The organism is Streptomyces chumphonensis, from assembly GCF_014779715.1.
Classification (GTDB): domain Bacteria; phylum Actinomycetota; class Actinomycetes; order Streptomycetales; family Streptomycetaceae; genus Streptomyces; species Streptomyces chumphonensis.
In genome coordinates this window covers 17,756-43,460 of record NZ_JACXYU010000018.1, presented here as the reverse complement: position 1 = coordinate 43,460, position 25,705 = coordinate 17,756, and the positions used below count along the sequence as shown (strand labels likewise).

Sequence of the window (25,705 nt, the reverse complement as noted above, 5' to 3'; positions counted from 1 at the left end):
GGTCACCACTCCTTCTCGTGGTCGAGGTCGGCCAGTGCTTGGCGTGTGGTGTCGCGGTTGAGGTCGAGGTCTCGGGCGATGCCTTCGGCGAGGAGGGATTCGCCGGGGGTGTGGCCGTGTCCGGCGTACTGCCAGTCGGCGAGGACGAGGATGGTGTCCGGTTCGATGTCGTCGAGGCCGAGTGCAGTGCGCTGTTCTTCGGCGCGGTAGTCGGCGCGGACCTGGCGGAGTGCGCCGAGGGTGGTGGAGTAGCGGCGGCTCTTGCTGGAGAAGTGGCCGCGGAAGCCGAGCATGTGTGCCCAGGCCCACAGCCGCCGATCCGGATACACGGCGTCGAGGTCCCAGCAGGCCCGGATGAGCCGCCGGGCGTGGTCAGGTACGTTGTGCCGTTCCAGTTCGTGAAGCTCCCCGATTCGGCGATCGAGCGTGCCTGTCGTCTCGGCCGCTTTGGTGGCGTACTTGGCCACGTAGGCAGCGACCGCCTGTTCGGTCAGCTCCTCACCGGCTCCCAGGGCTTGGATGGGCCGGACGTCGAGCTGAGTGCCCCATCGCAGGCACCGTGCCGGTTCGGTGTCGGAGGCCGGGACCGTCACGGTGGTGTAGGAGTGCCGCACGGCTGCCTCGATTGCGTCGGTGAGGAGCTGCACGGTGGACCAGGCCGGAGGCGTGTCGTCAGGTCCGTCCGGCCCGTCCAGCCGGATCACGGCGTGGAAGCGGATGGCCCCGCGCCGTTGGAACTCGGCCACCTTGCCGTAGGAGATGCGGCACTGCTGGCGCAGCTCGTTTTGGGTGAAGCCGACGCGGGCGGCGATCTCGCGTCGGAGCCGGTTGGTGAACCGTCGCCACAGTTCCCCGGCGTGGTTGTTGAACAGCACGGCACCCGCGTAGTCGTAGGTGTCCGGATTGAGCGGTGTGCCGAGAGCTGGGTCATCGGTGTCGTGGCGGGTGCCGCAGCGGCAGCGTCCGGTGTCGGGCCGGTTGTGCACCGGGCCGAACGAGGGCGCCGTCAGCGTGGCGAATACCCGAGGGTGATCCCGCACGGTGGCCGGGACGTTCTTGGTGTCGTCTCCGGCGAGTCCGGCGCGGATCAGGTGGTAAGTGTCGGCGGCGTAGAGGCGGGCGCAGGCCGGGCAGCGGGAGGCCCGCCGGTTCCCGCACGCCACCCTCAGCCGTCCACCGGGCTCGTCCTCGGTCGAGTAGCGGTGCAGCGTCTGGCCGGTGGTGCGGTCCTTCGTCAGCGTCCACCCAGTGAGGTGGATCGGGTCGGCGCAGCCACCGGTGTGGCGCACCTGCTCTTGCCAGCGGTGGAAGCCGGGGAGCCCGGTCACCCTCAGCGTGTCGGCGAGGGTGACCGGGTCCAGGCCCGCGAAGGTCGCGGTGTCAGTCACGGGCCGCCCCCGAGGCGAGCGGGGTCGGGGCGCTGAGGCGGACGAGGCCGGTGCCGTGGCAGGTCCGGCAGGTGACGCGGAGGGTGGCGCGGGTGCCGTCGGGGCGGTGGTGGCCGGTGGTGATGTGGACGGTGGGGAAGCCGTCGCAGTTGGGGCAGTGCCGCATCCGGGGGCGGGCGGGGTGGGTCATGATGGGTGTCCCTTCGGTTCAGTGGATCGGATGGGGGCTGGAGCCTTCGGGGCGGCGTGTGCTTGGCGGTACGTGGCCGCCCCGAGGGCCGGTCAGCGTCGGGTGTGGCGGGGCTTGAGCAAGGAGCGCAGGACGAGCGCGCACACCGTGACGGAGGCGGCGGTGACGGCGACGGCCAGCAGCAGGGAGACCAGCACAGTGCCGACCAGCAGCACGCCACCGGCGCCAGCGGCGAGAAGGGCGCCGGTGCGAACGGCCGGGCTGTGCTGGATGGGGGTGGAGGCCGGGACGGGAGCCGGGGCGGGGGGCTGGCAGCCGCAGGCCGAACTGGTGGAGGTCGGCGGGTGGACGGCGGTGGGGGTGAGCACGGCCGAGGTCGTGAATGTCGAGATCGTGGCCGGGGCGGTGGGGTACTTGGGCTGGAACATCGCGGGAGTCCCTTCGGTCAGTCGGTGGTGAGGTCGGTGAGGCCGCCGTCGATGGCGGGGGCGATGAAGGTGTCGGCGAGCAGGTAGCCGCCCAGGAGGAGCACGACGAGGAGCCAGGTCGGGGGGCGGTAGAGGCGGATGCCGAAGTAGCCGACGACGCCGACGGCGATGATCAGGGGAAGTTCGACGTTCATGGCGGGTCTCCGATCGGGTCAGTGGGTGCGGCAGCGGTGGGTGCGGGCGGCGAGCTGTGCGGCGGTGCGGTTGGCGTAGTCGGCGGACCAGCCGCAGTCGTCGTTGGTGCACACGGCGGCGTGCCGGGTCTGGCCGGTGCGGCGGTTACGGGTGGTGCCGATCTGAACGGGGCCGATGCGCTGGATGGAGTGGAAGAAGTCGCGAGCAGCCATGGCGGGGTTCTCCTTTCAGGGGAGTTGGGCGGCGATGGCCGAGGCCATCGGCGAGGGGACGTTGAGTCGGGCGCGCAGGGTGTCGGTGTCGATCGGCTGGCCGGTCTGCGCCCGGTGTGTGTCGGCGACCTTCCGCGCATGCGCGAGCAGCGGGGCCGGGACCGACACGGACGGGGCGGACTCGGCGACCGGGGATTCCGTGGCCGGGGAATCGGCCGGCCGTTGTGTCTCCACGGCCGGTGCCGGGTCGGGCAGGGGCGGACGGTCGAGGACGACGGCCGGGCTCTGCGCCGTGTCGGCAGCGTCCGCGTCCGAGGCCGCTTCGGGTTCGGTGTCGGGGGGGGAGTGGTGTGGGCCAGCAGGGTGCCGCCGAAGAAGGCGAGGGCAGGCCATCCGGCGACGAGGATGCGCAGCCACGCGGGCACGTCGGTCAGGTCGAGGAGCCCGGCCGTCGCGATGTTCGCGCCGAGGGACGTGGTCAGGGCGATGACGAACCAGCACCAGGCGAGTCCGGCCGGGCAGGCGGCGGCTTGCAGGGTGCGGATGCGGTGCCAGGCCGCCACGAGCAGCAGGTCGACCGAGACGGGGTAGGCCCAGGCTTTCCAGCCGGTCTGTCCGGCAGCGGCGGCGAGGTCGTGAAGGTGGGCGAAGGAGAGGGCCCCGGCGATCACGGCCTGTACGAGCACGACGTCGAGTCGGATTCGAGGCATGGGGGACTCTCCTTTCCGGGAGCCGGTCACCAGCGGTCGGGGGTGGGGTCGATCCCGGAGCCCAGGCAGCGGGAGCACAGGGCGTCCGTCTCGCCGACCGGGGTCTGGGAACGGCCGACGTGGTAGGACTCGGTCACCCATCCCGTGCCTCGGCAGGGGGTGCACTGCGGCTCAGCGGGCTTGGCCTTGCGCGGCCTTTTGGGCGAAGTGGTCTTCCGGGCAGCCATGGCGGCTCCTTCCGATCGGTTCCGGGCATGGGCCGGGTAGGGACTCGGCACGGAGGAGGCCGCGCCAGCCGGAGTGAGGGGCGGTCAGTCGGTGACCGGGCGGGGTTTGACCAGGGAGACCGGCGCCGTCGAGGTCGGCGCGACAGCGGTCGGGAGAGCCGGGCGCCAGGGAGCGAGTTCAGTCAGGTCCGGGGTCAGGTGAGCGTGGGCGTTGCAGGTGTTCACTGCCTGCCGCAGGGTGGTGTGCGGAGTGCGGATGGTCACCCAGCCGCCGGAGGAGTCCCCGGTGACAGCGGTGCCGGGCCGGTTGGTGGGGATCATCGTCGTGGCCAGCACAGCGTCGTCGGCGATGTCGCCGAAGGCCATTTTGGCCGAGGCTTGGTCGTTGACGCGGTGGGCGGTCCGGCCGGTGAGCTGGGCCCGCATCAGGGTGATGCCGTCGCCCAGGTCGGACCCGAACCGCTGCCCGCAGACCTCCACGTAGATTCCGGCAGCCCGGCCGAGCTGGACGAGCCGGACCAGGGCAGTGATGATCCGGTCGCGGCGCTTCTTCTCGGTGGTGTTGGCGAACAGGGCGAGTTCGGCGACTTCATCCACGAGCAGCACGACCGGTACCGGCCGCAGGTGCACCGGCAGCCCCCAGATGTCGGCAGTGATCTCGCCATCGGGCACGTCAGCGCTGATGCGCTGCTCTCTGCGGATGACGTCGTAGATCCCCGCCATGCGTCCCAACAGGGCTTCCAGGAGAGCGGCGGCGTCGTCAGGGTTGTCGGCCAGAGCGGAGAAGCGGCGGGCAAGCGGCGCCAGCTCCACGCCGTTCTTGCAGTCGATCCCGACCAGAGCAACCGGCTGCGCGGCGAGTTCGCTCACCAGGCGACGCTGGTAGACGGACTTGCCCGAGCCCACCGCACCGATGTTCAGCGCATGCGGCACCTGACGCCAGTCCCGGTAATGCACCTCCCCGTCATCACGAAGGGCCACCGGCACCCGAAGCAGACTTGCAGCAAACCGCGCGGGCATCTGCACTCGGCGAAGGACGTCGTAGCCGGTCATGCGCAGCTCGACCACACCGGCCCGCAGCTCCCGGCAGGTGACTCCCTGCATGGTGAACGAGTGCCGTAGCCGGTCGGTGGAGGCCATGAAGTCGAACGCGTCCTGACCGGGCCGCAGCTTGACCCGAAGCACCAGGCCTGAGCGCGTCACTCGCACCGCCAGGATGCGCGGCACGCGCGAGGTAGGGACGGCGGTGCGCGTCAGGCGGGCTAACCCGAGCCGCAGCCGGGACGGCGCCACCGTCAGCCCGCAGGCGTCCATCACCGACGCGTACCGCACCAGCACCCGCACACCGGCGCCCACGACACCGAAGCTCAGCCAGTACCAGGCCGGGCGCTGCCACCTCAGCAACAGCGCCACACCCAGGATGACCGCAGTGATCACCAGAAGCGACATGACCTCAGGCCGCCTTACCCGCCGAGTGCGCCGTCACGGCGACCGCCCGGAAGCTGATCCCGTGCCGCTTCTGTCCGTTGAACTCGTTCTCCCACGGGCGCGCCACCAGGCCGGTCAGGCCGACGGGCGCGCCCATGGTCAGCTCGCCCGAGATACCCGACTCCGGGACGGTGATGGAGATGACTTCCGCCTGACCGTTCATCACGAACAGGACGTCGACGGTGGCCAGCTTGTCGCCGGTCTCGCGGTCGATTGCGATCTCGCCGGTCTGCCGGTTGACGAGCTTCGGCTGAGGCGGCTGGGCCACCATCACGGCGGCAGTGGTGGTGTCCACAGGAATCTGACGCATGATTGTGTTGCTCCCTTTGTCGAGGGGGCGCGGGGCGGCGACTTGCTTGGCGGTAGGGCGCCGCCCCTTGCCTATGGGTTGTCATGCCGACGCAGCACTCAGAGAGAGCACGGAGCTCAACTGGTGCGCACCACTAGATTGCAACTGGTGCGCACCAGTGTCAAGCCTGCCGGGGATCTGTCTTCGATGCCCCTGCGTCGCCACTACCTAGGGAAGCGGCTAGCGCAACGCGCCGGTAGCCAACAGGAATTAACAGCAGACTGTTAACCCCTGACAGCGATCGGTGATCTACGGCATCCTGGGGGAGGGCTGACGGACCAACCTGCCGGGTGGTACAGGTGACCAACAGACTGCGAGACATCCGAAGCGCGCGAGGCAAGAGCGCCTGGTCCGGGAGATCGAGCGCCACGCACGTCAACATGTAGTGAATATCGCCAGCACAGCCAGCCTGCGTGTGTACGTCTCCGAGTGGGAGAACGGCCGTCGGACCATCAGCGAGAGGTACGCCCGGATCTTGCGTGCGCTCCTCGGAGTGACGGATCAAGAGCTACTCGCCCCAGAGAATTCGGCCGGCGGTTTGGTCTCCGTCGGCGGATACGACGAGCTGACAGCCCGCATCGACTCGGCCCGCAGTGTCAGCGCCACCATGGTGAAGACCTTCATGGACCAGACGGAGTTTCTCCGCACCGTAGATCGGCAGATGGGCGCGGCCGGGCTGGTTGACCAGATGACCGGCCACCTGTCCACGCTGGAAGACGCCCTGACGTTTGCGGTTCTCCCAGAAACCCGGCGTCCCGTCGCCCGAGCCTTGGCCGGTGCCGCGACTCTGGCCGCTTGGCAGGCGCTCGACATGGGCGCGGTCGAACGAGCTTGGCGCCACTACGAACTGGGGAAGCGCGCAGCCCAGGAAGCCGACGAGCCCATGTATCTCGTTCACGCCATGGGCGAGCAGGCGTACGTGCTCGCGGATGCCGGACGCCCCGCGCTTGCCGTCGACCTCGTACGCGACGCCCAACGCGTCGGTTCCGGGCGGCTCTCCCCGAGGCTGCGTGCATGGCTCCATGCCGCAGAGGCAGAGCTATCCGCCAAGGCCGGAATGCCGGACGACTGCCGCCGCGCCCTGGAGAAGGCGACAGCCTGCATGCCCACGGGCGAAACCGCACGCGATGACGACATGCTGAGCATCTTCCTGAACGAAGGCCACCTGACCCGCTGGCGGGGGAACGCGCTCGCGCTCCTCGGGGACGACGAGGCAGTGAGCAGTCTCTACCAGGCGCTCGACACCATCGAACCGTCGTTCATCCGAGCTGCGGCCGGACTGCGCTGCGACCTTGCGCACGCTCACCTAGCACGGCACGAATACGACGAGGCACGGGAGCACTTACGCGAAGCCCGGCTCTTGGCCAACCGCACGAACTCCGTACGGCACCGCCGCCGGATCGAGCAACTCACCCAAGACTGGTGACAGTGCCCTTGCCCCGCGCGGCGAGCAGGTGGAGCAGGGCCACGAGCGTGCCTGAACCCATGAGCTCACCACGTGCCATCAGGCCCGGCACGTCATCGAGCGGTATCCAGGCGACGCGGCCCGCTTCCTCGATGTCCGTCGGATCGCCGACGTGCTGTGCCCCGCGTCCTACGAAGACCTCGTGCGGCGAGTCGACCATGCCCACCATGGGTTGGTAGGTCACCAGGTGGTCCAGGACCTCGGGGCGCCAGCCGGTCTCTTCCTCGACCTCCCGGAGCGCGGTGGCGTGGGCGTCTTCACCCGCGTCCACGATGCCGCCCGGCAGCTCCCAGCCCCACTGACGCGGCACGAAGCGGTAGCGCCACAGCATCAACACGCGGTCCTGATCATCGAGCACGGCCGCGATGGACACGTGCTGCAAGCGCACGACGTGATGCTCGAAGCGCTTCACACCTGGCGGCTCCACGTCGACGAGGTCGAGCTTCACCCAGCGGTTGTCGTAGATGTTCCGCTCGCCGTAGATCTGCCACGGCTCCAGTGCGTCCGACACGTCGGCGTTCACCCTTCGGTGGTTTCCTTGGACTCGGCTACGAAGTTGCCGCTGCCATGGCGCAGCTCCACCAGACCCTCAGCGGCGAGCTTGGCGAGGACGAGCCGGACCGTAGTGCGCCCGACCTCTTGCTCCTGCTCGATCACGCGCTCAGAAGGCAGCTTGGTTCCCGGCCCGTACTCGCCCGACGTGATCCACTCACGGATCGTGGCCTCAAGCCGTGCCTTCTTCGTCGCCATCCCCTCGCACACTCCCGCTCCTCGACTGGTTCGCACCAGCGTAGCCGCCACCCGCGACACTCAAACAGAGCGGTACAAGTTTCCCTACTTCATCAAGGCACCCCGCGCACGGCGCGGGGCGCGCCCGCCGTCGGCGTCCGCCGCCTCCATGTCTCCGCCACCGGCACCGGCCGCCGCCGTCGGCCGCGGCGGAGCCGGGGGCAAGGCTAGAGAAAGCGCCGTCGTGGGTCGGTCGGCTCCGCGACTTTAGGCACCTCCCCGGCTCGGGGCCCTCATCGAGCAAGACCAGGGGGCCACTTGGGCAAAACGCGGGCAGGCCAGAGGCTGCCCAAGTTCGCGGGCCAGCGTATGGCCCCCTGGTCATGCTCGATCCCAAGCTGGGCAGGACACCGCCCAAAGTCGCTCCACCGACCTCACGAGTCACTCCGTTGCACGCTGTTTGCCCCTAGAACTGATGGATGGCATCGCCTGATGCTACCCTGACCAGTCACAGCGCGAAGGGGACGGAATTGTCACACCTCGATGAAATCCACTTGGGTGACTGCCTTGAGTGGTTGAAGAGCCTTCCAAGCAATGTCGTAGACACGGTCATTTCCTCTCCCCCCTATAATATTGGGAAGTCTTACGAGTCCCGTACGGAACTTAATGAGTATCTTTCTGTGCAGCGTCAGGTCCTTCGGGAATGCCATCGGGTACTGAAGGAAACTGGGTCGATCTTCTGGCAAGTCGGAGTGTACGCCAATAAGGGAGTCCACATCCCGCTGGATGTGAAATTCTTTCCCATTCTCGAAGACCTCGGACTCGTCCCACGTAACCGCATCGTTTGGGTGCGCCCTCATGGCTTGCATGCAAGGGGCAAGTTCTCTGCTCGCCACGAGTCGATTCTGTGGTTTTCCAAAGGGGAAGAATACAAGTTCTTCTTGGATGAGATTCGTGTCCCTCAGAAATATCAGAACAAGAAGGCCTGGCGGGGGAGCAATAAGGGGGAATTGACCTGCAATCCTCTTGGTAAGAATCCAGGGGATATCTGGGTATTTCAAAACGTGAAGCATAACCACGAAGAGCAGACAATTCACCCTGCTCAATTCCCCGAGGACATGGTAGCTCGAATGCTGCTGTCGACCACGAAACCGGGAGACACGGTACTCGACCCCTATATGGGAACTGGTACCGTCGCAGTTGTGGCTCGGGACCACGGTCGGCACTATCTGGGTGCTGAACTCGACGAGGTTTACCATGGCATTGCGCTGCGGCGACTCTCGGGTGAGCCAGATTCAGCGGGAATCTTCCCCAACTTGAAAACGCTTCGCGATTACGTTGAGCGTACCGGTGAGTCGGCCGACAACTACCGCTTTGCAGTGCAAGTTGGCAAGAAGCCAACCGAGCGAGGAAAATCTCGCCGGTACGACGAGGCTCATCACCTCGTGGAGTTGGAGAGTCGCCTAACTGGAGAGGAAGCCGCATTCGGTCAGCGCCTGCGTGGCATGTCCGACGGTTTGCCGAAGCTGCCGCTCCAGAATGGCGAAGGCGGTAGCGAACCTATCGGCCTCTTTTAGCTTACGGTGGTTTCCTCTTTTGTCTCACCGTTAAGCAAAAGGCGCGATATGGGCAATATGTCCACCGACTTTGCGGCGTTCCTTCCAGGAGACAAAGAAATCTCTTTCCACTCCCGACGTAATGCTCCGTGAAGTCCTTGCGGAATAGGTATTCCATGAGGCCTTGACGCTGTCGGCATATTTTGGAATCGTTAGCCCGACAAGTCGAATAGCAATGTCAAGGTCCAGGGCGCTGAGAACGCTATCCATTTGCGCCCTTCCTTGTTCGAAGTAAAGAGTGCTTTGTGAGGCTGGAAGGCATCCGCTCTTCGTTACAACGATCAGCGCTCTGGGGTGAGACCTCATCCCAGTCAATGTCCACTCGTTTCTAGCGACTACTTGGCTCCTGATGATGTTGTTCCAGAGGAATGGGTAGTTCGAGAACTGCCACTCGGCGAGAACTGCGTTCTTCCCGGCGTCCCAATCGGTGCCGAAGGCTCGTAGAGGGTTGGGTACGGAAATCTTCCGCCATCCGTATTCGGCGGCGCCTTCTGTTAGGATTCGATTGGTTGCTTTCGGGTCGAATATGGCCTGTCCGGAAAGTCCTGCCTGTCCGCTAGGCTGCAGTTGTAGATTGGTGCTGCTTAGGACCTCTGCAATTTCTGACCATTCTTGTGCGCCTTCATTGTCGAAGTAACTGTCCGCGTGGAAGAAGTCGGCAATCTCGAACAGCACGGAAGCTGGCCCTTCACCTAGGTGATCAAGTGAATGGATGTTACAAGATCGACGTAGCCGTGAGCAGGGGCTGCGTTGATCTCGTGGAGGACGTCTGGGCCGTCTGTGGGCCGTGCGAGGGTGGCCAACGCTGACAGGTGACGGCAGAGGGTGACGGGGGTCCTACTCGGCTGACCTGGGGTCCGCTAGATGATCTGCGACACTGGTGAGGTTATGCCTGCGCCTGGAGAACTGACCTTTGTCGCGCCGCGGGGGGCTGCCAAGCCGCCGCGGCACCTCGCCGACCTCGACCCCGCCGAACGCAAGGAGGCGGTGGCCGGCATCGGTGAGAAGCCGTTCCGTGCCCGGCAGCTGTCCCAGCACTACTTCGCCCGGTACGCGCACGATCCGGAGCAGTGGACGGACATCCCCGCCGCCGCGCGGGGGAAGCTGGCCGACGCGCTGCTCCCGGAGCTGATGAGCGTCGTGCGACATGTCGCGTGCGACGACGGGGCGACGCGCAAGACGCTGTGGCGGCTGCACGACGGCACGCTGGTCGAGTCGGTGCTGATGCGCTACCCGGACCGCGTCACGATGTGCATCTCCTCCCAGGCCGGGTGTGGCATGAACTGCCCGTTCTGCGCCACCGGACAGGCCGGCCTCGACCGGAACCTGTCGACGGCCGAGATCGTGCACCAGATCGTCGACGGCATGCGGGCCCTGCGGGACGGGGAGGTCCCCGGAGGCCCGGCCCGGCTGTCCAACATCGTCTTCATGGGGATGGGGGAGCCGCTCGCCAACTACAACCGGGTGGTGGGCGCGATCCGGCGGCTGACGGATCCGGCGCCGGACGGTGTGGGCCTGTCGCAGCGCGGCATCACGGTCTCGACGGTCGGCCTGGTGCCGGCCATGCGGCGGTTCGCGGCCGAGGGCTTCACGTGCCGGCTCGCCGTCTCGCTGCACGCGCCGGACGACGAGCTGCGCGACACCCTCGTGCCGGTCAACACCCGCTGGAAGGTCCGCGAGGTGCTGGACGCGGCGTGGGAGTACGCGGAGGTCTCCGGGCGCCGGGTGTCCATCGAGTACGCGCTGATCCGGGACATCAACGACCAGGCCTGGCGGGCGGACCTGCTGGGTCGGCTGCTCAAGAACAAGCGGGTGCACGTCAACCTCATCCCGCTCAACCCCACGCCGGGCTCGAAGTGGACGGCCTCCCGTCCCGAGGACGAGCGGGAGTTCGTCCGGGCGCTGAAACGGCACGGTGTGCCCGTGACGGTGCGGGACACCCGGGGGCAGGAGATCGACGGCGCCTGCGGGCAGCTGGCGGCGGGCGAGCGCTGAGGGTGCCCGGCTCCGGCCGGGGGCCGACTTCGCCCACCTGGCCGTCGGGGTCCGCGGGGGCGCTGGTATCGTCCGAACATACGAATCACCATCCGACAGGGGAGCGCGCAGCGCTGAGAGTGCGGTAGGCGCCCGTCAGGGCAGGTACCGCAGACCCTCGAACCTTGCCCAGGTCATGCTGGGTAGGAAGTTCGGAACCTCTCGTGCTGCCCGCATGCGCCCGTATCCGAAGGCAGCACGATGAAGCGCACCACGACCGTGTTCAAGGGAACCCTCGCCGCCACGTTGGGCACCGCGCTCCTGGCGGGGTGCGGCGGGTCCGGTGACTCCGGGGCGTCGGACGAGGGGAAGGACCAGACGGTCACCCTCGTCACGCACCAGTCCTTCGTCGTCTCCGAGGACGTGCTGAAGCAGTTCACGCAGGAGACCGGCTACCGCGTCGAGGTGGTCCAGAGCGGGGACGCCGGCGTCATGGTCAACAAGGCGGTCCTCACCGCCGGGAACCCGGAGGGTGACGTCCTCTTCGGCGTCGACAACACCATGCTCTCCAAGGCGCTCGAGGGCGGGGTCTTCACCCCGTACAAGGCCGAGGGCCTGGCCGAGGTCCCCGAGGACCTCCGGCTGGACGCCGAGAAGCACCGGGTGACCCCCGTGGACACCGGCGACGTCTGCGTCAACTACGACCGCGCCCACTTCGAGGCCGAGGACGTCGAGCCGCCCCGGACGCTGGAGGACCTCACCCGGCCCGAGTACCGGGACATGCTGGTCGTGCAGAACCCCGCCACCTCCTCACCGGGCCTGGCCTTCCTCCTCGCCACCGTCGGCGCCTACGGCGAAGAGGGCTGGCAGGACTACTGGAAGGACCTCAAGGCCAACGGCGCCGTGCAGGCGGAGGGCTGGGAGCAGTCCTACAACGACATGTTCAGCGGCTCCGCCGGCGGCCGGGACGGTGACCGCCCGCTGGTCGTCTCCTACGCCGCGAGCCCCGTGGCCGAGGTCCACTACGGCACGGACAAGGACCCGGAGGAGGCGCCGACGGGCGTCGCCCCCGGCACCTGCTTCCGCCAGACCGAGTTCGCCGGGCTGCTGGACGGCGCGGGCAACCCCGAGGGGGGCAAGGCGCTCATCGACTTCATGCTCGGCACCTCCTTCCAGGAGGACATCCCGCTGAACATGTTCGTCCGCCCCGCCCGGCAGGACGCCGTGCTGCCGCGGATCTTCACCGAGTACGGCGCCGAGATCGAGGACCCGCACACCGTCGCCCCGGAGGAGATCGACGCCAACCGGGAGCAGTGGATCAAGCAGTGGTCCGCACTGATGCGCTGACCGGCGGGGGCACCGGAACGGCTCGTGCCGCCCGTGCGGGGGGCGGGCGGCGCGGGCTCACGGTACGCCTCGGACTGATGGCCGTCCCGATGGCCTTCTTCGGGCTCTTCTTCGGCTACCCGGTCGTCGCGATCGTCGCGCGAGGACTGCGTGAGGACGGCCGGTGGGACCTCACCCGGGCCGTCGAGGTGCTGACCGACCCGCTGATGCTCGACGTCCTCGGGTTCACCCTCGGCCAGGCGGCGGCCTCCACCGCGCTGACCCTGGCCCTGGCGCTGCCCGGCGCCTATGTGTTCGCCCGCCTCGACTTCCCTGGCAAGCGGCTGCTGCGGGCCGTCGTCACGGTGCCGTTCGTCCTGCCGACCGTCGTCGTCGGCTCCGCGTTCCTCGCGCTGCTGGGCCGGGGCGGCGTGCTGGAGAACGCCTGGGGCGTGCGGCTCGACACGAGTCTGTGGGCCATCCTGCTCGCCCACGTGTTCTTCAACTACGCCGTCGTGGTCCGCACGGTCGGCGGGCTGTGGGCCCAGCTGGACCCGCGCCAGGAGGAGGCCGCCCGGACGCTGGGTGCCTCCCGGCCGGCGGCCTGGCTCCGGGTCACCCTGCCGGCGCTGGCGCCCGCCGTCCTCGCGGCGGCCCTGATGGTCTTCCTCTTCACGTTCACCTCCTTCGGCGTCGTCCAGATCCTGGGGGGCTCCCGGTACGCCACGTTGGAGGTGGAGATCTACCGGCAGACCGCCCAGTTCCTGGACCTGCCGACGGCGGCGGTGCTCAGCTGCCTGCAGTTCGCCGCCGTGGGGGTGCTGCTGGGCGTGCACGCCTGGACGGTGCGTCGCAGGGAGAGCGCGCTGCGGCTGGTCGACGCCGCCCGTACCGCCCGGCGGCCCCGGGGCGCGGGCCAGTGGGCGCTGCTGTGGTCGCAGCTCGCCGTCATCGCCGTGCTGCTCCTGCTCCCGCTGGCCGTGCTCGTCGAGCGCTCCCTGGCCACCCCGGAGGGGTACGGGCTGCTGTTCTACCGGGAGCTGACCGCCGAACCGGGCACCGGGAGCACCTTCGTCGTGCCCGCCGTCGAGGCCGTCGGCAACTCGCTCGCCTACGCCGCCGTGGCCACGGTCATCGCCGTCACCGTCGGGGGGCTGGCGGCGGCGGCGCTCACCCGCCGGGCGGGGCGGCTCGTGCGGGGATTCGACGCGCTGCTGATGCTGCCGCTGGGGACGTCCGCCGTCACGGTCGGCTTCGGGTTCCTCATCGCGCTCGACGAGCCGCCGCTGGACCTCAGGTCGGCGTGGCTGCTGGTGCCGATCGCCCAGGCGCTGGTCGGGGTGCCCTTCGTCATCCGGACGATGCTGCCGGTGCTGCGGGCCGTGGACGAGCGGCTGCGGGAGGCCGCCGCCGTGCTCGGGGCCTCGCCGCTGCGCGCGTGGCGCGAGGTGGACCTGCCGCTGGTGCGGCGTGCGCTCGCGGTGGCGGCGGGGTTCGCCTTCGCCGTCTCCCTCGGCGAGTTCGGGGCGACGGTCTTCATCGCCCGGGCCGGCACGCCCACCCTGCCCGTCGCCGTCGCCCGGCTCCTCGGCCGTGCGGGGGAGCTGAACTACGGGCAGGCGATGGCGCTGAGCACCATTCTCATGCTGGTGTGCGCGGCGGGGCTGCTGGCCCTGGAGCGTGCCCGGACCCACAGCTCGGGGGAGTTCTGACATGGCGTCACTGGATGTGGAGGCCCTCACCGTCCGTTTCGGGGAGCGTTCCGTGCTCGACGCGGTCGACCTGTCCGTCGCCGAACGGGAGACGGTGTGCGTGCTCGGCCCGAGCGGCGGGGGCAAGTCCACCCTCCTGCGGGCCGTCGCCGGGCTCCAGGCCGTCGACGCCGGACGCGTCCGGGTGGCCGGGCGCGACCAGGCCGGCGTCCCGGCCCACCGGCGCGATCTCGGGCTGATGTTCCAGGACCACCAGCTCTTCCCGCAGCGGGACGTGGCGGGGAACGTGGCCTTCGGGTTGCGCATGCGCGGCGCGTCGCGGGCGCGGGCCGCCGCGCGGGTGGCCGAGCTGCTGGAGCTGGTCGGCCTGCCCGGGGCCGGGCGGCGGGCCGTGGCGTCCCTCTCCGGGGGTGAGCAGCAGCGGGTGGCGCTGGCGCGGGCCCTGGCCCCCGAGCCCCGGCTGCTCATGCTCGACGAACCGCTCGGCCAGCTCGACCGGGGCCTGCGGGAGCGGCTCGTCGTGGAGTTGCGGGAGCTCTTCGAGCGGCTCGGCACGACCGTCCTCGCCGTCACCCACGACCAGGGGGAGGCCTTCGCGCTGGCCCACCGGGTCGCCGTGATGAGGGACGGCCGCATCGCGCAGAGCGGTACCCCTTCCGAGGTGTGGCAGCGACCGGCGTCCGCCTTCGTCGCCCGCTTCCTGGGCTTCGACAACCTCGTGCCGGGCACGGTCCGCGCGGGCACGCCCGCCGTCGTGCGCACCGCGTGGGGGGAGCTCCCCGTCCCGGACGGCACGCCGGCCGGACCCTGCACGCTGCTCGTCCGGCCCACGGGGGTGCGCCTGGACGGCGGGGACGGCCTGCGCGCGCGTGTGGTCTCCCGGACCTTCCGGGGCGACCATGTCGCCGTGCTGCTCGACGTCGAGGGCGCGCCCCGGCTGGAGGCCGCCTGCACGTTGCGGCGCGCCCCGGACGTGGGGGACGCCGTGCGGGTGGCCTTCGACGCCGAGGAGCTCGTCCGGCTGCCTCCGCACGCGTAGCCCCGTGCGGCCCGTTCAGGTCAGGGGCAGCGCGGCGAGCTGGGCCACCCCCCAGGTGACGGGGGTCAGGACGGCGAGCACCGCCGCCACCCGCAGGGCCGCCGCCCCGCGCAGGAGTTCCCGGGTGGCGCCCAGTTGGGCGAGGGCCGCCCGGGCCGGAGCGAGGGCCGCCCGGGAACCGGCCACGGCGGTGCAGACCCCGGCCACCGCGCAGCCCACGACGACGAGGCCGCCGAGGACGGTGAGCGGGCCCAGCGGGCGGTCGGGGCCGTACAGGTGCGAGGCGGCGATCAGCCCGCACCCGGCGGCGCACAGGACGCCCAGCGGCGCCCCGATGTGCGGCGCCTCCTCCTGGAGGATGCGCCCGGCCAGGAACCGCATGGCCCCGGGCCGCGCGGCGGCGAGCAGCCGGCCCGCCAGCTGGGTGAGCCCGGGGCCGGCCAGCACCAGGCCGAGTGCCGTGAGCAGCCACCCGGTGACGACGCCGGGTCCGGGGCCCGTTCCGGCGCCGGGCAGGGGCACGGGTGCGCCCGTGCCGCGTGCGGCGTAGGTCTCCAGGGCGATCCCGACACCGATGAGGGCGGTGCCGTAGGACAGGCCGACCGGCAACGGCAGCGGGGGCCCGGCCCGGTCGAGGGCCGGCGGCTGCGGGTGCGCGGCGCGCCGCGCGGCCGTGGCCCGCAGGCTGAGCGCGGTGGCCCCCGCCGCCACGAGCGGGACGACCAGCAGCAGGGTGAGCGTGGCCACGACGGGCAGCGGGCGTCCGGCCGCGACGAGTTCGGCTGCCGCGCCGTCGAAGGGCAACCCGACGACGTCGCCGCGCAGATGCAGGTACACCAGCAGCGCCAGGGCGCTGCCCAGCAGGCAGAACACCGCCGTCTGGAGGGCCGCCAGCAGCGGCAGCCCGGTGGCGCCGAGGCCGACGGCGTCGAGGGCGGCCCTGGTCCGGGGGCCCGGTGCGGTGCGGGCGACGAGGGCGGCGAGCTGGACGGTCGCGGCCAGCGGTACCAGGCACCACAGCAGCCGGGGCACGGCCACGCCGGCGTCCCCCGGATGGTTGAGTGCGTAGCTGAGGGCGCACAGCAGCAGGAAGCCCACGCTTCCGGCGGCGGCGACGACGAGCAGACGGGGCAGCTGGGTCAGCGGCGCGCCGCCGCGGATCAGACGGAGAGGGAGCACGCTTCCGGGTCCTGTGCGCTGGGGGCGGTGGCCGGGCGGGGGGCGACGACCCGGCCGTCGAGCAGGGTCACGGTGCGGTCGGCCAGGGCGTCCCCGGCCGCGACCTTCGAGACGGGCGCGTCCCCGCCGGGGGCCGCGCCCTCCCGCTCGTCGTCGGCCGTGCCACCGGGGCCCGAACCGTCGGCGCGCAGGCCGAGTACGGCGGCGTCGAGGCTGGCGAGGACGAGGGTGATGCCGTGCGACCGTGCGGCGGTGGTGAGCGTCCGCAGCACCTGGGCACGGTCCGCGGTGTGGAGGGGGGCGGTGGGTTCGTCGGCGAAGAGCACCTGCGGTTCGTGGACGAGCGCCCGCGCGACGGCCACCCGCTGGCGCTGTGACTGGAGCAGTCCGGCGGGCCGGTCCCGGGCGTGGTCGGCGACGTCCAGGCGTTCCAGCCACCGATCGGCGGCACGGCGGGCGGTCCGGCGGCCCGTGCCGGCGAGCAGGAGCGGTAGCGCCGCGTTCTCCCACACGCTCAGCTCGGGCACCAGGGTCGGTTCGGGGCCGATCCAGCCGAAGCGGTCGCGGCGCAGTCGCTCCCGGTCGGCCGGCGGGAGGGTGTGGACGGCCAGACCGTCGAACGTCACCTCTCCGTCCGTGGGGAGGAGACGGCCGCTGAGGCAGTGCAGCAGCGTCGTCTTGCCGGAGCCGCGCGGACCGGTCACGGTGACGATCTCGCCCTCCGCGACGTGCAGGGAGACGTCGAGCAGCGCGGGGGAGCCGTCGTGGGAGTAGCGCAGCCCGCGTGCGCTGAGCAGGGCCTCGCCGCTACGCGGTCCGGAGGGGGGAAGGTCGGGGGACGCCATGCGTGCACGGTAGGGAGGAACGGCGGCCGGTCGGGGGCGCCCGGCGTGGGGCACGGTCCAGGTTGCTCCGGGCGGGTGAGGCCCGGTGCTCGTCGGGAGTAGGGCAGGGCCCCGCCGGGCGCGACGCGGGGGAGGCGTCGCGCCCGGCCGGGGGCCCGGGGGGTCAGAGCCTGGTCCACGCCTCGGTGAGCACGGTGCGCAGGGTCTGCTCGATCTCGTCGAAGGTGCCCTGGTCCGCGATGAGCGGCGGTGCGAGCTGCACGACCGGGTCGCCGCGGTCGTCGGCACGGCAGTAGAGGCCGTGGTCGAAGAGCGCCTTGGAGAGGAATCCGTAGAGGACGCGCTCGGTCTCCTCCTCGTCGAACGTCTCCTTGGTGGCCTTGTCCTTCACCAGTTCGATGCCGTAGAAGAAGCCGTTGCCGCGTACGTCACCGACGATCGGCAGGTCGTTCAGCTTGCTCAGGGTGGCGTGGAAGGCGCCCTCGTTGTCCAGCACGTGCTGGGGGAGGCCCTCGCGCTCGAAGATGTCGAGGTTGGCCAGCGCCACGGCCGCCGAGACCGGGTGGCCGCCGAAGGTGTAGCCGTGCAGGAAGGTGTTGTCGCCCCGGTAGAACGGTTCGGCCAGGCGGTCGGAGATGATCGCCGCGCCGATGGGCGAGTAGCCCGAGGTCATGCCCTTGGCGCAGGTGATGATGTCCGGCACGTAGCCGAACTTGTCGCACGCGAAGACGGTGCCGAGGCGACCGAAGGCGCAGATGACCTCGTCGGAGACGAGCAGCACGTCGTACCGGTCGCAGATCTCGCGCACCCGCTGGAAGTACCCGGGCGGGGGCGGGAAGCATCCGCCCGCGTTCTGCACCGGCTCCAGGAAGACGGCGGCGACCGTCTCCGGGCCCTCGAAGAGGATCTGCTGCTCGATCTGGTCGGCGGCCCAGCGGCCGAACGCCTCGGGGTCGTCGCCGTGGATCGGAGCGCGGTAGATGTTGGTGTTCGGCACCTTGTGGGCGCCGGGGACCAGCGGCTCGAAGGGCGCCTTGAGCGCCGGGAGGCCGGTGATGGACAGGGCGCCCTGCGGGGTGCCGTGGTAGGCGACGGCCCGCGATATGACCTTGTACTTCGTGTGGTTCCCGGTGAGCTTGTGGTACTGCTTGGCCAGCTTCCACGCCGTCTCGACGGCCTCGCCGCCCCCGGTGGTGAAGAAGACCTTGTTCAGGTCGCCCGGGGCGTGGTGGGCCAGGCGCTCCGCCAGCTCGACGGCCTTGGGGTGGGCGTAGGACCACACGGGGAAGAAGGCCAGCTCCCGCGCCTGCTTCGCCGCGGCCTCCGCCAGCTCGGTGCGGCCGTGCCCCGCCTGGACGACGAACAGTCCGGCGAGTCCGTCGAGGTAGCGCTTGCCCCGGTCGTCGTAGACGTAGGTGCCCTCGCCCCGCACGATGGTGGGGACGGGGGCGTTCTCGTACGACGACATGCGGGTGAAGTGCATCCACAGGTGGTCGTACGCGGTACGGGAGAGGTCCTTGCTCACGGTTATCGGGTTCCCCAGGTGTAGGTCTGCTTGCGCAGCTTGAGGTAGACGAAGCTCTCGGTGGAACGGACACCGGGCAGCGTGCGGATGCGCTTGTTGATCATTTCGAGCAGGTGCTCGTCGTCCTCGCAGACGATCTCGACGAGGAGGTCGAACGACCCCGCCGTCACGACGACGTAGTCGACCTCCGTCAGCTCCGCGAGGGCTTCGGCCACGGGCTCGAGATCACCGTCGACGTTGATGCCGACCATGGCCTGGCGCAGCAGTCCCACGGTCAGCGGGTCGGTGACGGCGACGATCTGCATGACGCCCTGGTCCTGCAACTTCTGCACGCGCTGCCGCACGGCCGCCTCGGAGAGGCCCACGGCCTTGCCGATGGCGGCGTAGGGGCGGCGCCCGTCCTCCTGGAGCTGTTCGATGATCGCCAGGGAGACGGCGTCGATCGTCCCGGTGCCGTTCGGTTTCTTCTCATCACGAGCCACGACCTCACTCTGCACGAGGTCTGCTCCGCGATGCAAGCGGAAGGCTATGTTTTTCGTTGTGGATCACTTCGTATGCAACGGAATCCGCACTCAGTGAGCTGGTCGCCCTGTTGAAAACGCGGGCCGGGCGGTTAGGGTGTACGTCTCACCCATTGGACAACTGAGCAGGAGGGTGTTGACGTGACCACCGAGCTGCGTCGGCTGCGCAACTACATCGACGGGGAGTTCCGGGACGCCGCGGACGGGCGGACCACCGAGGTGGTCGACCCGACGACCGGCGAGACGTACGCGCTGGCCGCGCTGTCGTCGGCCGCCGACGTGGACGCCGCCATGGCCGCCGCCGAGAAGGCCTTCCCCGCCTGGCGCGACGCCACGCCGGGCACCCGGCAGCTGGCGCTGCTGAAGATCGCCGACGCCCTGGAGGCCCGGGCCGACGAGCTGCTGGCGATCGAGTGCGAGGACACCGGCAAGCCCCTGGAGCTGACCCGGCAGGAGGAACTGCCGATGATGCTCGACCAGATCCGCTTCTTCGCGGGCGCGGCGCGGATGCTGGAGGGCAAGTCGGCGGGCGAGTACATGGAGGGCATGACCTCCTTCGTCCGCCGCGAGCCCATCGGCGTCTGCGCGCAGGTCGCGCCGTGGAACTACCCGATGATGATGGCCGTGTGGAAGTTCGCCCCGGCCATCGCGGCGGGCAACACGGTCGTCCTGAAGCCGTCCGACACCACGCCCGCCTCGGCCGTCTTCCTCGCCGAGGTGCTGGGGTCGGTCCTGCCCAGGGGCGTCTTCAACGTCGTCTGCGGGGACCGGGACACCGGTCGGCTCATGGTCGAGCACAAGACCCCGGCCATGGCCTCGATCACCGGTTCCGTACGGGCCGGCATCGAGGTGGCCGCCAGCGCCTCCAAGGACGTCAAGCGGGTGCACCTGGAGCTGGGCGGCAAGGCCCCGGTCGTCGTCTTCGGTGACGCGGACGTCCCCGCCGCCGTCGAGGGCATCCGGGACGCGGGCTTCTTCAACGCCGGTCAGGACTGCACGGCGGCCACCCGCGTCCTCGTCCACGACAGCGTGCACGACGAGTTCGTCTCCGCGCTCGCGAAGGCCGCCGCCGAGGTCAGGACGGGCGACGTGAGCGATGAGGACTGCTTCTACGGCCCGCTGAACAACGCGGTCCACCTGGAGAAGGTGCAGGGCTTCATCGAGCGCCTTCCGGCCCACGCCAAGGTCGAGACGGGCGGTGAGCGCGTCGGTGAGCAGGGCTACTTCTTCGCCCCGACCGTCGTGTCCGGTCTGCGGCAGGACGACGAGATCGTCCAGAACGAGGTGTTCGGCCCGGTCATCACCGTGCAGCGGTTCCAGGACGACGAGCAGGCCGTCGAGTGGGCCAACGGCGTCGAGTACGCGCTCGCCTCGTCGGTGTGGACGTCCGACCACGGCCGTGCCATGCGGTTGTCGAAGTCCCTCGACTTCGGCTGCGTGTGGATCAACACGCACATCCCGCTGGTCGCGGAGATGCCGCACGGCGGCTTCAAGAAGTCCGGCTACGGCAAGGACCTCTCGTCCTACGGCTTCGACGACTACACCCGCGTCAAGCACGTCATGACGGCACTCTGAGCGCCACGGGATGACGGACGGGGCCCGGCGGCCCACACCGAGCCGCCGGGCCCCGTCCCCGTTCGGCACTGCCGTGCCGACGCCGCCTCACACGGCGGCGTCCACCCCGTCCTCCTCGGTCCGGACCGGCTCCTGCGGGCCGGGGGCCCGGTGCTTGGCGAGGGTGAACCAGATGATCACCGCTCCGATCGCCGCCATCGCCGCCCCGATCACCGTCGTGACGTGCATGGCCTCCAGGAAGCTCTGGTTCGCCGACTCCACGAGGCCGGGCAGGTTCAGCTGCTCGGCCACGAAGCGGGCGCCCTCGGCGGAGTTCTCGGCCGATTCCGCCGCGGCCGGGGGCAGCTGGGCGAGGTCCGGCGTGATCTGGTCGCGGTAGACGCTGACCAGCACGGTTCCCAGTACCGCCACCCCGAGCACGCCGCCGATCTGGCGCAGCGAGTTGTTGACCGCGGAGCCGACCCCCGTGCGGTCGGCGGGCAGCGCCGCGATGATGATCTCGGTGGTGGGAGCGACACAGCCACCGAGCCCGATCCCCTGTACGACGAGCAGCAGCCAGAACCACGGCAGCGGAGTGCTCGCGTCGAAGAAGACGTAGCCGAAGAACGTGGCCGCCGCCGTCAGCATGCAGGCGGTGACGACGCGTTGGGCGCCCCATCGCTTGACCAGGGCCGCCGCCAGGGGGGCGCCGACCAGGACGCCCAGAGCGACGGGGGCCAGCGTCATGCCGGCCTCGAACGGGGTCTGCGCGCGCGGCCCCTGCAGGTAGAAGGTCGCGTAGTACTGCGATCCGGTCAGGCCGAAGAAGGTCAGCATGATGGCCACGCTCGCGCCGGAGAACTGGCGGTTGCGGAAGAGTCTGATGTCGAAACTGGGGTTGGCGGTGCGGAGTTCGACGAACGCGAAGACGCACAGCAGCGCGAGGCCGCCCACGATGAACCCGAGGACGTTCCACTCCAGCCACGCGTTGCGGTGGCCTCCCTCGATGATCCCGTAGACGACGGCGAAGACGCCGAGGGTCGACAGGAGCACGCCGAGCGGGTCGAACCTGCGCCGGTCGCGCGCGCTCGCCGCCGGCAGGTAGACCAGGGCACCGGCCACCACGAGGAGGACCAGCGGCACGTTGACCAGGAAGACGGAACCCCACCAGAAGTGCTCCAGCAGGGCACCGCTGATCAGCGGGCCCGCGGCGATGGCCAGCCCGCTGCACCCGGACCAGATGGCGATCGCCTTCGCCCGGTGCGCCGCACCGAAGACCTGCGAGATGAGGGAGAGGGTGGCCGGCATGATCATGGCGCTGCCGATCCCCATCGCGCCCCGGGCGACGATCAGTTCGGTGGGGGAGTCGGACCAGGCGGCCCAGGCCGAGCAGACACCGAAGACGCCCACGCCGATCAGGAGGATCCGGCGCTGGCCGTAGCGGTCGGCCAGGACGCCCCCGGTGAAGAGGAGCACGGCGAAGACGAGGGTGTAGGAGCTGATGCTCCACTGCAGTTCGCTCGGTGTCGCGCCCAGGCCCTCCTCGGGGTCGGCGAGCGTCTTCAGCGCGACGTTCAGGATGGTGTTGTCCAGCCAGACGGCCAACTGGGCCAGGATCAGCACGGACAGGGCCAGCCATTGAGCCGGAGTGGGGGACGGTTCGGAGGTGCCGGTCGGTGGACCCGACGCGGGCTGGGCTGCGGTCACGACTCTGACTCCTCGGGGACGGCGGCCCTGGCCGGCCGGGGAGGTCGGCGCGCCACGGGCTGTCGCGGGTGGCCGGAAGCTGACACGTCGGCGGTGCCAGCCGGTGGGGCGTTTCTGAACTCGTCGGTAATTTTGCTGATGGGCGCGCTGCCGGAACAAGCGTTCTCGGGGGTCTTGGCAAGTACTTGCCATTGGGGAGACCGAACGTCGCTCTCCGGTGTCTTCACTTCACGGGTGGAGTCTGCTGTTCTTCCATCGGAAAGCGTCGCGTCATTCCGGTGGTGTGGCGCCGTTCGCCGGTCTGGGGGTCTCAGTTCATTCAATTGGCAACCAACTCGGGCCGGTCGGCGCGTGGTAGTCTTTCGCCTGGGAAAAGGTAGCATCGGGCGCCGGATGGGGAGTCATCGGCGCCCATCGGAAATTACTTCCGAGTAGTTTCTGGTTTCGGCAGTCTTGGATCCTTGGCGACACGCGAGTGGAAGGATTGCGGCAAACCGCTGAAACTTTGCGGCCGAGCAACGGGGGCTTGAATTTTGTTGCATGCTCATGTGCGGCCCGTCGGAGATCTTTCCTCTGATGGGCAACTCAGACAGATGTTTCCCGACGAGGGCCCGGCTCCCGGTGGAGCCGGCGAAGCGAGGCTGGGCGCGGCCAGGGCGATCGGGACGACGGCGCCCGCCGGCCCCGACTCCTCGATCCGCTGGATGACCCGGATCGTTCTGACGGCAGAACACACGGTGACCTGGTGCCTGGCGGATTCCCCTCCGGGGGGCGGCGGTGGAGGCGTCGAAGAACGTCTGCGGATCGTGGCCAGGACGGTGTCCCAACTCGTCGACCACGGAGTGCACGTCACTTTAGTCTGCCCACCCGCGCCCTTCGGGAGTGAGGGGTTTCTCCGCTATCTCAGGGGGGCGCGACCGCAGGTCGTCGTCGAAGGCCCTGTGCAGCGGAGCCTGGCCATAGTGGACCGGGAGATGGTCGTCATCCTGAACGGTGACGCGGAAAGCCGTGACGATTCCAAGGGAATCGTCGTCCACGACACCACGGTCGCGGTCACCCTTCAGCAGTTGCTGGAGAGCACGGGCCGACTCGAGGCCACCGATCCCGCGTATTTCAGCGCGACCGCCGACGCGGCCCGCCGGCGGAACGTCCTGAGGGTCCTGGACCTGTTGGGCCGGGGCTTCACCGACGACGCCGCGGCCAAGGAGGCCGGCATGTCGGTGCGCACCTATCGCCGTCATGTGGCCGCGCTCATGAACGAGTTGGGCGCCAAGTCACGTTTTCAGGCCGGAGCTCTGGCCGCTCGGGCGGGGCTGCTGAAGGCGGGAAACGGACGCTGGGGAGAGGTCTCGGCGCGCCGGACCTGACGTCGGGCCGCCGAAGGAGGGGGTGAAGCGGGAGTCGGGCCGCATGGTCGACGACCTGCGGCTGGACGGACCGAACCGCCCCGCGCTCTGCGAGGGGCCCGGGCGTCGCGGCTCCGCCCGGAGCCGCGCCCGAGGAGCACCACCGGACGGTGGGCCGCGCCCACGACCGAGGTACCCGCGAGAGGGGCCCGCCGGAAACGGCGGGCCCCTCTCGTCGTGTCCGGCGGACCCTGGTGTGACCGGAGTCGGAGGGAATGTCCGGGGCCCGGCATCGACCTGCCCCCTACTCGCCGGTAGCGCCGCCGGATTGGCAGCTTTTCTCGCTGATAGGTGTCCGTGGAGTTACGAACACATGGCGTTGGCAGTTAGCGGACAAACCTTTGGATCGAGACTCGATCGATCCTAGAGTTGACGCCGTCAGAGGGTCTTCGGATTTACGGAGGAACAGGCTATGAGCACGGTGGTTGCCGAGCGCCAGGAAAAGATCAGCGAAATCGTCTGCGACATCCTTGAGCTGGAGCCCGAAGAGGTGACGGAAACCAGCCTGTTCAAGGAGGACCACAACGCGGACTCGCTCCGCGCGATCGAGATCCTCGCGTCGCTGGAGAAGACGTTCAACGTGGTCATCGACCAGTCCGAGCTGGGTCGCATGGTGAACCTGAAGGGCGTTTACGAGGTCGTTTCCGAAGCCGCCGGCTGGTAAGTCACGGAATCGGGGAGAACCATGCTCGACGCATCGGCCCGCAGGGTCGTCATCACAGGGCTCGGAGCGGTTTCCAGTATAGGAATCGGCACTGCTGATTTCCTTTCCGGGCTGCGCTCCGGGCGGAGTGCGGCAAAACCCATCACAGCGTTCGACACCACGGGATTCGACCACGCCGTCGGCTGCGAGATCGAGACGTTCGACCCGAGCGCGTGGATCCACCGGCTCGACCCCGAAAGCCTGGGGCGCGCCAGCCAGTTCTCCGTTTCGGCGGCACGCATGGCGGTCGCCGACGCCGGGCTGGACAGTGACGACCTACGACTGCGGCGCTGCCTGACGTCCGTCGGTACGACGGACGGCGAGTCCAGGGATCTGGACCAGCTCGTCGAGTCGGAGGTCCGTCACGGCCCCGAGGCCATGGACGCGACGGTCGCGCGCCGGGTTCCCGCCGGACGGCTCTCGGCGGCCGTCGCCCAGGAACTCGGCCTGCGGCACGTGGAGGCCGTCACGCTGCCCACGGCGTGCGCCGCGGGCAACTACGCCATCGGCTACGGGTACGACGCGATCCGCAGCGGGGACGTGGAGTACGCCCTGTGCGGCGGCGCCGACGCGCTGTGCCGCAAGACGTTCACCGGCTTCTACCGGCTCGGGACGATCGCGCCCGAGCGGTGCCAGCCCTTCGACATCAACCGCCAGGGCATCCTCACCGGTGAGGGCGCCGGCGTGCTGCTCATGGAGAGCCTGGAGTCCGCCCTGGCCCGGGGTGCCCGGATCTACGCGGAGGTCCTCGGCTACGGGCTGAACTGCGACGCGTACCACCCCGTCGCGCCCAACCAGGACAGCGTCGCGCGGTGCATGCAGCTCGCACTGGACGACGCCGAGGTCAAGCCGTCCGAGGTGGACTTCATCTCCGCCCACGGAACCGGTACGAAGGCGAACGACGTGACGGAGGCCGCCGCCATCCGCCGCGTCTTCGGCGACGAGCCGCCCCGCACCGTCTCGATCAAGTCGATGATCGGCCACAGCATGGGGGCCGCCAGCGCGCTGGCCTCCATCGCCTGTGCGCTGGCGATCACCGAGGGGTTCATCCCCCCGACGATCAACCACGTCGAGACGGACCCCGAGTGCGCGGTCGACTGCGTGCCCAACCAGGCGGTCGAGGCGGACCTGCGCGTCGTGCAGAACAACGGGCTCGCCTTCGGGGGCAACAACTCCGTCGTCATCTACGGCAAGTACGAGGGGCAGCAGTGAACGTG

Annotated in this window: 24 protein-coding genes and 2 pseudogenes; 10 read left to right on the top strand and 16 right to left on the bottom strand. The window is 69.6% G+C overall.

Features of this window, described 5'->3' with window-relative positions:
• Window positions 1-2 precede the first annotated feature (2 nt).
• From repSA to IF129_RS23895, 9 genes and pseudogenes are all read right to left on the bottom strand, one after another.
• Window positions 3-1,388, bottom strand: a complete 1,386-nt coding sequence (gene repSA / locus IF129_RS23935; RefSeq protein WP_191211899.1) for a replication initiator protein RepSA — start codon at window positions 1,386-1,388, stop codon at window positions 3-5.
• A complete protein-coding gene (locus tag IF129_RS23930; RefSeq protein ID WP_191211898.1) occupies window positions 1,381-1,578 on the bottom strand; it encodes a hypothetical protein in 198 nt (65 codons plus the stop codon). The genes repSA and IF129_RS23930 overlap by 8 nt, the downstream gene beginning before the upstream one ends.
• Window positions 1,579-1,670: 92 nt before the next feature.
• Window positions 1,671-2,006, bottom strand: coding sequence for a SpdD-like protein (locus IF129_RS23925; protein ID WP_224755490.1), 336 nt, complete (start codon window positions 2,004-2,006; stop codon window positions 1,671-1,673).
• 17 nt (window positions 2,007-2,023) lie between these two features.
• Window positions 2,024-2,200 carry a hypothetical protein gene (locus tag IF129_RS23920; protein WP_191211897.1) on the bottom strand — a complete coding sequence of 59 codons (177 nt, stop codon included), beginning with the start codon at window positions 2,198-2,200 and terminating at the stop codon, window positions 2,024-2,026.
• A gap of 18 nt (window positions 2,201-2,218) precedes the next feature.
• A complete protein-coding gene (locus tag IF129_RS23915) occupies window positions 2,219-2,413 on the bottom strand; it encodes a mobile element transfer protein (protein ID WP_191211896.1) in 195 nt (64 codons plus the stop codon).
• A 15-nt stretch (window positions 2,414-2,428) separates the two neighbouring features.
• Window positions 2,429-3,123, bottom strand: a pseudogene (locus IF129_RS23910) (DUF2637 domain-containing protein).
• 26 nt (window positions 3,124-3,149) lie between these two features.
• Window positions 3,150-3,350 carry a hypothetical protein gene (locus IF129_RS23905; RefSeq protein WP_191211895.1) on the bottom strand — a complete coding sequence of 67 codons (201 nt, stop codon included), beginning with the start codon at window positions 3,348-3,350 and terminating at the stop codon, window positions 3,150-3,152.
• A gap of 84 nt (window positions 3,351-3,434) precedes the next feature.
• Window positions 3,435-4,799, bottom strand: coding sequence for an FtsK/SpoIIIE domain-containing protein (locus tag IF129_RS23900; RefSeq protein WP_191211894.1), 1,365 nt, complete (start codon window positions 4,797-4,799; stop codon window positions 3,435-3,437).
• 4 nt (window positions 4,800-4,803) lie between these two features.
• Window positions 4,804-5,148 (bottom strand): SCO3933 family regulatory protein, encoded by a 345-nt coding sequence (locus tag IF129_RS23895; RefSeq protein ID WP_191211893.1) that lies wholly within the window; start codon window positions 5,146-5,148, stop codon window positions 4,804-4,806.
• A 454-nt stretch (window positions 5,149-5,602) separates the two neighbouring features.
• Here IF129_RS23895 and IF129_RS23890 point away from each other — a divergent pair, with 454 nt between their 5' ends.
• A complete protein-coding gene (locus IF129_RS23890) occupies window positions 5,603-6,613 on the top strand; it encodes a tetratricopeptide repeat protein (protein ID WP_318153921.1) in 1,011 nt (336 codons plus the stop codon).
• On the opposite strand, the pseudogene IF129_RS23885 reads toward IF129_RS23890, so the two are convergent.
• Window positions 6,597-7,402: pseudogene (locus IF129_RS23885) on the bottom strand (NUDIX domain-containing protein). The gene IF129_RS23890 and the pseudogene IF129_RS23885 overlap by 17 nt on opposite strands.
• A gap of 458 nt (window positions 7,403-7,860) precedes the next feature.
• Here IF129_RS23885 and IF129_RS23880 point away from each other — a divergent pair.
• Window positions 7,861-8,958 carry a DNA-methyltransferase gene (locus IF129_RS23880; protein ID WP_191211892.1) on the top strand — a complete coding sequence of 366 codons (1,098 nt, stop codon included), beginning with the start codon at window positions 7,861-7,863 and terminating at the stop codon, window positions 8,956-8,958.
• Window positions 8,959-8,988: 30 nt separating this feature from the next.
• Here the strand turns inward: IF129_RS23880 and IF129_RS23875 are convergent, their stop codons facing one another.
• Window positions 8,989-9,672, bottom strand: coding sequence for a PDDEXK family nuclease (locus IF129_RS23875; protein WP_191211891.1), 684 nt, complete (start codon window positions 9,670-9,672; stop codon window positions 8,989-8,991).
• A gap of 213 nt (window positions 9,673-9,885) precedes the next feature.
• Between IF129_RS23875 and rlmN the strand changes: the two genes are divergently transcribed.
• The 4 genes from rlmN to IF129_RS23855 all read left to right on the top strand — a co-directional run bounded on the left by rlmN (window position 9,886) and on the right by IF129_RS23855 (window position 15,048).
• The gene (rlmN, locus tag IF129_RS23870; RefSeq protein ID WP_191211890.1) at window positions 9,886-10,992 is read left to right on the top strand and encodes a 23S rRNA (adenine(2503)-C(2))-methyltransferase RlmN; all 1,107 of its coding nucleotides are present in this window, start codon (window positions 9,886-9,888) and stop codon (window positions 10,990-10,992) included.
• A 240-nt stretch (window positions 10,993-11,232) separates the two neighbouring features.
• Entirely contained in the window at window positions 11,233-12,318 is a 1,086-nt protein-coding gene (locus tag IF129_RS23865) for a thiamine ABC transporter substrate-binding protein (RefSeq protein WP_191211889.1), read from the top strand.
• Between the two features lie 77 nt (window positions 12,319-12,395).
• Window positions 12,396-14,009, top strand: a complete 1,614-nt coding sequence (locus IF129_RS23860) for an ABC transporter permease (protein ID WP_191211888.1) — start codon at window positions 12,396-12,398, stop codon at window positions 14,007-14,009.
• 1 nt (window position 14,010) lies between these two features.
• Entirely contained in the window at window positions 14,011-15,048 is a 1,038-nt protein-coding gene (locus tag IF129_RS23855; RefSeq protein ID WP_191211887.1) for an ABC transporter ATP-binding protein, read from the top strand.
• 15 nt (window positions 15,049-15,063) lie between these two features.
• Here the strand turns inward: IF129_RS23855 and IF129_RS23850 are convergent, their stop codons facing one another.
• The 4 genes from IF129_RS23850 to IF129_RS23835 all read right to left on the bottom strand — a co-directional run bounded on the left by IF129_RS23850 (window position 15,064) and on the right by IF129_RS23835 (window position 19,094).
• Window positions 15,064-16,227, bottom strand: coding sequence for a hypothetical protein (locus IF129_RS23850; protein ID WP_191211886.1), 1,164 nt, complete (start codon window positions 16,225-16,227; stop codon window positions 15,064-15,066).
• Entirely contained in the window at window positions 16,209-17,072 is an 864-nt protein-coding gene (locus IF129_RS23845) for an ABC transporter ATP-binding protein (protein WP_191211885.1), read from the bottom strand. The genes IF129_RS23850 and IF129_RS23845 overlap by 19 nt, the downstream gene beginning before the upstream one ends.
• 163 nt (window positions 17,073-17,235) lie before the next feature.
• A complete protein-coding gene (locus tag IF129_RS23840) occupies window positions 17,236-18,615 on the bottom strand; it encodes an aspartate aminotransferase family protein (RefSeq protein ID WP_191211962.1) in 1,380 nt (459 codons plus the stop codon).
• Entirely contained in the window at window positions 18,600-19,094 is a 495-nt protein-coding gene (locus IF129_RS23835; protein ID WP_191211884.1) for an Lrp/AsnC family transcriptional regulator, read from the bottom strand. Before IF129_RS23835 ends, IF129_RS23840 begins: the two co-directional genes overlap by 16 nt.
• A gap of 165 nt (window positions 19,095-19,259) precedes the next feature.
• On the opposite strand from IF129_RS23835, the gene IF129_RS23830 reads away from it, so the two are divergent.
• Window positions 19,260-20,693: a gamma-aminobutyraldehyde dehydrogenase gene (locus tag IF129_RS23830; protein ID WP_191211883.1), complete on the top strand. Its 1,434-nt coding sequence runs from the start codon at window positions 19,260-19,262 to the stop codon at window positions 20,691-20,693.
• Window positions 20,694-20,780: 87 nt separating this feature from the next.
• Here IF129_RS23830 and IF129_RS23825 read toward each other — a convergent pair whose 3' ends face one another.
• Window positions 20,781-22,379 (bottom strand): MFS transporter, encoded by a 1,599-nt coding sequence (locus tag IF129_RS23825; protein WP_318153915.1) that lies wholly within the window; start codon window positions 22,377-22,379, stop codon window positions 20,781-20,783.
• 962 nt (window positions 22,380-23,341) lie between these two features.
• Between IF129_RS23825 and IF129_RS23820 the strand changes: the two genes are divergently transcribed.
• From IF129_RS23820 to IF129_RS23810, 3 genes are all read left to right on the top strand, one after another.
• A complete protein-coding gene (locus tag IF129_RS23820; RefSeq protein WP_191211881.1) occupies window positions 23,342-23,746 on the top strand; it encodes a helix-turn-helix domain-containing protein in 405 nt (134 codons plus the stop codon).
• 451 nt (window positions 23,747-24,197) lie between these two features.
• On the top strand, window positions 24,198-24,449 hold the full coding sequence (locus IF129_RS23815) for an acyl carrier protein (RefSeq protein WP_191211880.1): 252 nt from the start codon (window positions 24,198-24,200) through the stop codon (window positions 24,447-24,449).
• Between the two features lie 21 nt (window positions 24,450-24,470).
• Window positions 24,471-25,700 carry a beta-ketoacyl-[acyl-carrier-protein] synthase family protein gene (locus IF129_RS23810; protein WP_191211879.1) on the top strand — a complete coding sequence of 410 codons (1,230 nt, stop codon included), beginning with the start codon at window positions 24,471-24,473 and terminating at the stop codon, window positions 25,698-25,700.
• The last annotated feature ends 5 nt before the right edge of the window (window positions 25,701-25,705 follow it).